Origin of the sequence: Pannonibacter indicus (assembly GCF_001418225.1) — a bacterium.
GTDB lineage: Bacteria > Pseudomonadota > Alphaproteobacteria > Rhizobiales > Stappiaceae > Pannonibacter > Pannonibacter indicus.
Genome location: NZ_LIPT01000009.1, coordinates 128335 through 135381 on the forward strand (window position 1 = coordinate 128335; position 7047 = coordinate 135381).

Annotated in this window: 10 protein-coding genes, 1 tRNA gene and 2 pseudogenes; 2 read left to right on the forward strand and 11 right to left on the reverse strand. The window is 62.9% G+C overall.

Annotation, left to right across the window (positions count from 1 at the left end; genetic code table 11):
- Window positions 1-4: 4 nt before the first annotated feature.
- The 6 genes from ASC48_RS13880 to ASC48_RS13905 all read right to left on the reverse strand — a co-directional run bounded on the left by ASC48_RS13880 (window position 5) and on the right by ASC48_RS13905 (window position 3718).
- Window positions 5-451 (reverse strand): PaaI family thioesterase, encoded by a 447-nt coding sequence (locus tag ASC48_RS13880; RefSeq protein WP_055456336.1) that lies wholly within the window; start codon window positions 449-451, stop codon window positions 5-7.
- Window positions 452-477: 26 nt separating this feature from the next.
- Window positions 478-876 (reverse strand): MerR family transcriptional regulator, encoded by a 399-nt coding sequence (locus ASC48_RS13885; protein WP_055456337.1) that lies wholly within the window; start codon window positions 874-876, stop codon window positions 478-480.
- A gap of 91 nt (window positions 877-967) precedes the next feature.
- Entirely contained in the window at window positions 968-2443 is a 1476-nt protein-coding gene (gene mgtE, locus ASC48_RS13890) for a magnesium transporter (RefSeq protein ID WP_082440135.1), read from the reverse strand.
- 171 nt (window positions 2444-2614) lie between these two features.
- The gene (locus tag ASC48_RS13895) at window positions 2615-2932 is read right to left on the reverse strand and encodes a YARHG domain-containing protein (protein ID WP_055456338.1); all 318 of its coding nucleotides are present in this window, start codon (window positions 2930-2932) and stop codon (window positions 2615-2617) included.
- 190 nt (window positions 2933-3122) lie between these two features.
- Window positions 3123-3207 (reverse strand) — tRNA-Leu (locus ASC48_RS13900).
- A 244-nt stretch (window positions 3208-3451) separates the two neighbouring features.
- On the reverse strand, window positions 3452-3718 hold the full coding sequence (locus tag ASC48_RS13905; RefSeq protein WP_055456339.1) for a FliM/FliN family flagellar motor switch protein: 267 nt from the start codon (window positions 3716-3718) through the stop codon (window positions 3452-3454).
- 143 nt (window positions 3719-3861) lie between these two features.
- Between ASC48_RS13905 and lipB the strand changes: the two genes are divergently transcribed.
- A complete protein-coding gene (lipB, locus tag ASC48_RS13910; RefSeq protein ID WP_055456340.1) occupies window positions 3862-4587 on the forward strand; it encodes a lipoyl(octanoyl) transferase LipB in 726 nt (241 codons plus the stop codon).
- Between the two features lie 156 nt (window positions 4588-4743).
- Entirely contained in the window at window positions 4744-5388 is a 645-nt protein-coding gene (locus ASC48_RS13915; RefSeq protein ID WP_055456341.1) for a hypothetical protein, read from the forward strand.
- Window positions 5389-5571: 183 nt separating this feature from the next.
- Here the strand turns inward: ASC48_RS13915 and ASC48_RS13920 are convergent.
- From ASC48_RS13920 to ASC48_RS19820, 5 genes and pseudogenes are all read right to left on the reverse strand, one after another.
- Window positions 5572-6208: pseudogene (locus ASC48_RS13920) on the reverse strand (aldehyde dehydrogenase family protein); the annotation flags it as partial.
- Between the two features lie 51 nt (window positions 6209-6259).
- Window positions 6260-6517: pseudogene (locus ASC48_RS19580) on the reverse strand (glutathione binding-like protein); the annotation flags it as partial.
- Window positions 6517-6711, reverse strand: coding sequence for a glutathione S-transferase family protein (locus ASC48_RS19365; RefSeq protein ID WP_072242616.1), 195 nt, complete (start codon window positions 6709-6711; stop codon window positions 6517-6519). The pseudogene ASC48_RS19580 and the gene ASC48_RS19365, both read right to left, overlap by 1 nt.
- Window positions 6662-6790: a hypothetical protein gene (locus ASC48_RS20130; protein ID WP_279626050.1), complete on the reverse strand. Its 129-nt coding sequence runs from the start codon at window positions 6788-6790 to the stop codon at window positions 6662-6664. The genes ASC48_RS19365 and ASC48_RS20130 overlap by 50 nt, the downstream gene beginning before the upstream one ends.
- A 59-nt stretch (window positions 6791-6849) precedes the next feature.
- Window positions 6850-7047, reverse strand: a 198-nt coding sequence (locus ASC48_RS19820) for a hypothetical protein (RefSeq protein ID WP_208975724.1), incomplete at its 5' end; no start/stop codon positions are given.

Here is a 7047-nt window from a genome sequence, read left to right on the forward strand (position 1 = left end):
ATACTCAGTCCTCGACACCTTCAAGGCAGATCATCGAAAACAGGCCGGTGGCCACATGGATTTCCCGGCCTCCGGTCACGCCATAGACATCCGCACGGCAGATGGTCAGCGTACGGCCCGGCTTGATGACGCGCCCCCGCGCCACCAGCTTCTCACCCTTACCGGGATTGAGCAGGTTGATCTTGAATTCTGTGCTGAGCACGCCGGTGCCTGCCGGATAGAGCGACAGGGCGGCATAGCCGGCAGCGCTGTCGGCAATCGACGTGGTGGAACCGGCGTGGAAGAAGCCGTGCTGCTGGGTCAGTTCGGCCCGGTGCGGCATCTCGATATCCACCTCGCCGGGGGCCAGATGACTGAGGCATGCCCCCAGATGTCCCATGAATGGCTGGCGGGCGAAGCTTCTGCGGACCCTCTCCTCCCAGTGCGGATCACGCGGCTCGAATGCTGTCATGGTTCCCTCCTCCCCGGTGCGGCGCCTCAGCCGTTTTCCCGCGGCACACCCAGTTCATCCAGCCGCGCCAGACAGCCGCGCTCGACTTCGGTCAGTTCAGCCAGCGTCAGCTCGATGTCATTGCGCTTCTCTTCGAGTTCGGCGCGCCGTTCGGCGATCTTGCGCATGAGCAGCTGCAGCTGCCCCGCCTCCCCCGGCGCCTTGCCGTACATGCCGATGATCTCGCTGATCTCGGTCAGCGAGAAGCCGAGGCGCTTGCCGCGCAGGATCAGCTTCAGCCGCGTCCGGTCCGCCGGCTTGTAGAGCCGCTGGCGGCCGCGCCGCTGCGGCGTGATCAGCCCCTGCGCCTCATAAAAGCGCAGGGTGCGGGTGGTGATCCCGAATTCCTGCGTCAGCTGGGTGATCGTATAGAGCCGCGGTTCCATGAAGCCTCCATCCTGCGGCCAGCTTCATGGACTTTTACGTAAAAGTCAATCAGATGATTTATATCTATATTTTTCAGTTATTTAAAATAAGTCAGAGCGGCAGGCGGAACCAGAGCGCGGCGATGCCGAGGAAGGCGAAGAAGCCAATCACGTCCGTCACCATCGTAACGAACACGCTCGAGGCGATGGCAGGATCTGCCTTCAGCTTGTCGAGCGTGACCGGAATCAGCAGGCCGCCCAGCCCGGCACAGACTAGATTGACCATGATGGCGGCCGCGATGACGACGCCAAGGCCGGGCATCTCGAACCAGACGGCTGCGGTGACCCCCATCAAGGCCGCCAGCGCCATACCGTTGATGACGCTGACCATGACCTCGCGGCGCAACACGCGCCAGATGTTACGGGTGTCCAGTTCCTGGGTGGCCAGCGCGCGCACGGCAACCGTCATGGTCTGGGTTCCCGCATTGCCGCCCATGGAGGCAACGATGGGCATGAGCACCGCCAGCGCCACCATGGCCTCGATGGTATCTTCAAACAGGGAGATCACGCTGGCCGCCAGAAGCGCCGTGCCCAGATTGACGATCAGCCAGACGATGCGCGAGCGGGCGATGGTGATCACCGTATCCGAAATCTCTTCATCACCCACACCGCCAAGAGCGCGCATGTCCTCTTCGGCTTCTTCCTGGATGACGTCCACGATGTCATCGACCGTCAGCACGCCGACCAGCCGGCCGCTTTCGTCCACCACGGCGGCGGAGACCAGATTGTAGCGCTCGAAGAGGCGGGCCACCTCTTCCTGATCATCCGTGGCGCGCACGCGTTTGAGATCTTCCTCGAAAATGTCAGAAATCTTCGCAGCGCGCTGTGTGCGCAGGATCCTGTCCAGCGACACCGCACCCGCCAGCCGGAAGCCGGGATCGACCACATAGATTTCGTAGAATGTGTCCGGGAGATCCTTATCCTCACGCAGATAGTCGATGGTCTGCCCCACCGTCCAGAACGGCGGCACGGCAATGAAATCGGTCTGCATGCGCCGGCCGGCGCTGTCTTCCGGGTAATCAAGGGCGCGTTCCAGCTGGACACGTTCGGACAGCGGCAGCTCATCCAGAATCGCCGCCTGATCTTCCGCATCAAGGTCTTCCAGAATGTAGACCGCGTCGTCCGAATCAAGCTCGCCAAGACCTTCGGCGATGTCGGCAGCAGGCAGCTCTTCCAGCAGGCGGACGCGCACCGCCTCGTCCATTTCCGTCAGGGCGGCATAATCGAAGAGATCGCCCATGAGGCGGACGAAGACAGGGCGCTCGGCCTCGGGCAGAGCATCGATGAGTTCGCCCACGTCTGCTTCGTGCAGATCCCCGGCAAGCGTTCGCACCGCCCTCTCATCCTGCGCCGCAACAGCTTCGGCAACAGCCCGGATGAAGGCCTCGTTCAGCCAGCCATCTTCACCATGAATGGGGATTCCGGCTTCCGCCGGCTGAGGTGTTTCCAGCCCCTCGCCCGGCGTCACCGGGTGCGGGGCAACAGGGGCAAGGTCAGGTCCTGCGTCGTTTTTGCCGGCGTCAGTCATGGCTCCCTCCTGTCATGCGCCCCCAGTGGGCCGGACGCAGCGGCCCGCGCCTCACACCTAGCTGTCTTAAGCTGTTTTGGCTATTGAAAACCGGACGCTTCCGGCCTCCCGGCACGAGTTTTCACATGCCGGTTGCGGCACCGCACCATCACGGCTTCGCAGGCGGCAGACTCAGCCCGGCTGACAGCCCTTCAGGGCTTCCACCTGACGGACCGCGGCCAGATAATCGCGCACCTGAGAGGGCAGAATTCCCTCATCCGGCGACAGACATCTCCTGTTGCGGAAAAAGGCGCGCTGCTCGCGCTCGCCGCGCGGGCAGATGCCGCCATCGGCCCGGATCTTCTCGCGCAGATACCAGAGCTGATCGCAGGCAAGGCGTTCCAGCTCCCCGGGGGACTTCTGCATGTTGCGCCGCTGCTCGGCCGAAACAAATCCGGCCAGCATGCCGCCAAGCGCCACGATCAGGATGGCAAAGCCTATGCGCCGCATGGAGGACCTCCCCTGTTGCCCGGTAACCCGTCCAGACACACGCGCTTTGTGGCAAGGGTGCGGCGGCAGCCAAAGACAAGGGGAACCGTTGCACCAGCCGGAAAAGCATAAAGCCGCCGAGGTTCCCCACCGGCGGCTGTCAGCCTTTTATTGAAGAGCGGCAAATGCTCGCAGCGTCTTCCTGAAGAAATGGTGCGGTCGAGAAGACTCGAACTTCCACGGGTTGCCCCACAGCGACCTCAACGCTGCGCGTCTACCAATTCCGCCACGACCGCGATTTCTTCATTTCCCCGGCGCAATCAGCGTCGAGGCGCCCCATGTAGCAAATCGGATTCTGGGGCGCAAGGGGCTTCTCCGCTTTATTTTGAAACTCCCTGAAATTGCCGCGGGCCTGTGGGTAACTTTTTACCCAAGCTCCGGAAACTCAAGGGATTTCGCGGACAGACCCAAAGACCGGGCAAACAGAACCGGCCCCGGTGAACGGCCCCGCCTCACAAGGGCGCCTTACAATTGCCAATCTTATAGAGGGCCGTCGGTGCGCATGGGCCGGGCTTCGGGCGGACGCATCAGGACCTCGGTGATGGAAATGCCGATCCTTTCGCCCAGAAGCACCACCTGACCCTTGGCCACCAGCGTGTTATTGGCATAGATGCTGACGTCATCCTCTTCGGCGACATCCAGATCGATCACCGCGCCGCGCCCCATGCGCAGCAGCTGGTGCACCGGCATCTGTGTTGTGCCCAGCACCACGGAAATGTCGACGGTAATGTTATCAAATGTGGCCATTTTGCTTTTCCGTCCGGCCTTCCGCCTGTACAAGTCTGCAATCCTGACGCCGTGGACCTGTTCAGGCTCCCCCGGCATCTTGCCTCTCTCTCAGTTTAGCCTGACCACAGGGCGCAAAGCCACCGCCAATGCAGCCTGACCCCATGCAGATAACCGGCCGTTCCGAACTCGTCCCCGATTTTCATCCCCTGCCCGGCAGCCCGGCGGTGGAGTGGCGGATCTCTGACGAGCCCGTCCCCTATGAAGAGGCCATGGCCTTCATGGAGAAGCGCGTCGAGGCGATTGCGGCGGGTGAAGCGGATGAATGCGTCTGGCTGCTGGAGCACCCTCCCCTTTATACGGCCGGCACCAGTGCAAGACGCGAGGACCTGCTGATGCCGGACCGGTTCCCCGTCTATGACGCCGGGCGCGGCGGGCAATATACCTATCACGGGCCGGGCCAGCGCATCGCCTATGTGATGCTGGACCTGAAGCGCCGGCGGCAGGACATCCGCGCCTTCGTGGCGGCACTGGAAGCCTGGGTCATCGGTTCGCTCTGGCAGCATCATGTGCGCGGCGAGCGGCGGGAAGACCGGGTGGGCGTGTGGGTGCGCCGCCCGGACAAGGGGCCTGAGGTGGAGGACAAGATTGCGGCCATCGGCATCCGCGTGCGCAAGTGGGTCACCTTCCACGGCATCAGCCTGAACGTCGACCCGGATCTGGAGCATTTTTCCGGCATCGTGCCCTGCGGCGTGGCGCAGCATGGGGTGACCAGCCTTGTAGATCTGGGCCTGCCGGTGACGCTTCCCGAGGTCGATATTGTCCTGCGGCAGGAATTTGAAAAGCTCTTTGGCGCGGCCCGTACACCCATGAGCTCTTCCGAGGGATGAAATCAGCAAAGCAGCGGCGAATGGCCAAAGCACGCAAGCCTGCCGCAAGGTTCATCAGCATATATAGCAAGGGTCTGCTGAATCTTGTTCCGGACCTTTGGGGCCGGGCACAAATTTACGCTGCCTGCGACCTCTTTACGGAGATCTTTGCCGCTCATGGACCTGGTGTCACCAAGCCCCACGCGTACCGAATACATCCATGATGACCGGACCCAGACGCGCGTCGCCATGGTCATCATCGGGTTCGGAGCGGCTGCCTGTGTGGCGGGAAGCCTGATGGCCAACAGTATCTGGCCGGCGGCTCTCGCCAGTCTGATTTCCGGCTCCATCATTCTGAGGCTGCACCTCCAGACAGCCCGCACCCGGGTGATCTTCGACACCCATGGCAACAAGCTGCTGCTGGAACACCGCACCCCCTCGGGCCGGCTGCTGGGCAGTGGCCGGTACGAGCTGTCCAGCTTGGAAAATGTCGTGGCCGAGAAGGCCGGGCCCTTGCACAATTTCATGTCCCGCAAGGTCTGGCAGCGCCCGGTGATGATCATTGCGGGCCAGCGCGTTCCCCTCACCTACCGCAGCTTCGAAACCGGCAGCGGCACAGCAGAAATCATCACGCAGCTGCGTGACCGCTTCGGCCTGCCCCGCTCGGCCCGTTCCATGGCGGAACAGGAGGACAACGGCTTCATCGAAGTGAGGCAGCCCCGCGCCAGCCGTGCGGCCAAAGGCGACGAGGACGAAGACAACCTCACCGCCATCGCCAAAAAAGCCCGCGCAATCCGCGAACAGAGCGTCGGAGACGCGTAAGGTCCAGGGCTTTCAAGGCTGACGCATCACGCCTTGAAATTGCTCACGCGCCGCACGGGCTTGACCAAGGCTCCGGGATTCCCGGTCCCCTGAAGGTCATCATGGGCTGGCCTGCCCTGCTTATCCCTCTGGACACACAAGAACAGGCCAGGCCTGTGAGACCCTGCCCCTTGGAGAGCTCCAGATCGGATAGCGGCCCGGCAAGGTTTCCATCGTCAGCCAGCGCAGGTCGGTGAACTCGTCGAGCCCTGCCTTGCCGCCGAAGCAGCCATAGCCGGAAGCCTTGACGCCGCCGAAGGGCATCTGTGCCTCGTCATGCACGGTCGGGCCGTTGATGTGGCAGATGCCCGACTGAATGCGCCGCGCCACCCGCAGGCCGCGTGCGGCATCCCCGGTGAAGACGGAGGCCGACAGCCCGTATTCCGAATCGTTGGCAAGCTCGATGGCATGCTCCTCATCACGGGCACGGATCAGCGCGACAACGGGGCCGAAGCTTTCCTCGCTGTAAAGACGCATGTCTTTCGTGACATCCGCGATCACGGTTGCAGGAACCAGCACTCCCTCCGCCGGAGTTCCGGTGAGCTGGCGGGCGCCCTTGGACACGGCGTCCTCAACAAGGCTCTGGAGCTTTTTCCACCGTTTCCAGGCCGATGACGGCGCCGAGCGGGTTCTTGCCCTCCGCCGGATTGCCCGCCGTAAGCGTGGCTGCCTTGGCGCTGAACTTTTCCGCAAAGGCATCCGCCACCGCATCCACGACGATGATGCGCTCCGTCGACATGCAGATCTGGCCCTGATTGAAGAAGGCACCAAAGGCCGCAGCCGGACGGGCAAGGCATGCCTCCAGCCGGCGGGCCATGAATGGCCATCGTGAAATATCGATACCGGCAACGGGCACCATGTGCATCACGGCCGCAACGTTGAGGTCAGCCGCCGTGAACCGCTCTCCAACCAGGAACTCCCGGTCCTGAAGATAGCCATCCAGGGCCGTCCAGGGCCGGGCAAGCTTGGCTAGCGCCAGTTCCAGTTCCTCGCCATCCGGCTCGTGCGGATCAAACAGGACACGCAGGGCTGCGGCCAGCAGCTGCGGCTTTTCGATCTCCGTCATCACCCAGAACGACCACTGGGTCATCAGCGCATCTTCCTCAAGGCTGCGGGGGCAAACGGGCCGCCATGCTTCTTGGCCAGATAGAGATTGATGGCGAGGGATTCGAACAGCGTAAAGCCATCATCGGTCAGCGTCGGGCATTTGCCGTTCGGGTTGAGGGCCACAAATTCAGGCGGCTGTGGCTGGCCGGGGCCGGAAGGCGAAAGGCTGGCACTCATGGGCAAGGCCCAGTTCCGCCAGCATCCAGCTGCAGCGGTTGGCGCGGGTCCGGCTCACATCGCCATTGAGCATGATCATGCTTGTTGCTCCTCCTCAGGGGCAGCAGCCGCACCTGCAAGTGCGGCCGCCGTGATGTGTCAGAAGCCCCGTTCCGCGCCCAGCGCGCTTCCCGGAACCCAGATGCCATGGAAGCCCTCATGCACCCGGCACGGGAACTTCAGGATGGCAACCGGCCCCTGCGACTGATCGGCCCCCACGGACGGGTCCAATTTGATTGTTAGTGCAATGATGGTCGTGGCGCCAGCGCGGGCGGCATTGCTGGTTGGGGTTGCAGG

What these genes read in the sequence shown, in the direction of transcription:
- ASC48_RS13905 (WP_055456339.1), bottom strand. Translation starts at nt 3,718, where the DNA reads ATGGCCACATTTGATAACATTACCGTCGACATTTCCGTGGTGCTGGGC.
- ASC48_RS13895 (WP_055456338.1), bottom strand. Translation starts at nt 2,932, where the DNA reads ATGCGGCGCATAGGCTTTGCCATCCTGATCGTGGCGCTTGGCGGCATG.
- ASC48_RS13880 (WP_055456336.1), bottom strand. Translation starts at nt 451, where the DNA reads ATGACAGCATTCGAGCCGCGTGATCCGCACTGGGAGGAGAGGGTCCGC.
- ASC48_RS13885 (WP_055456337.1), bottom strand. Translation starts at nt 876, where the DNA reads ATGGAACCGCGGCTCTATACGATCACCCAGCTGACGCAGGAATTCGGG.
- ASC48_RS13915 (WP_055456341.1), top strand. Translation starts at nt 4,744, where the DNA reads ATGGACCTGGTGTCACCAAGCCCCACGCGTACCGAATACATCCATGAT.
- mgtE (WP_082440135.1), bottom strand. Translation starts at nt 2,443, where the DNA reads ATGACTGACGCCGGCAAAAACGACGCAGGACCTGACCTTGCCCCTGTT.
- ASC48_RS20130 (WP_279626050.1), bottom strand. Translation starts at nt 6,790, where the DNA reads ATGATCATGCTCAATGGCGATGTGAGCCGGACCCGCGCCAACCGCTGC.
- lipB (WP_055456340.1), top strand. Translation starts at nt 3,862, where the DNA reads ATGCAGATAACCGGCCGTTCCGAACTCGTCCCCGATTTTCATCCCCTG.
- ASC48_RS19365 (WP_072242616.1), bottom strand. Translation starts at nt 6,711, where the DNA reads ATGAGTGCCAGCCTTTCGCCTTCCGGCCCCGGCCAGCCACAGCCGCCT.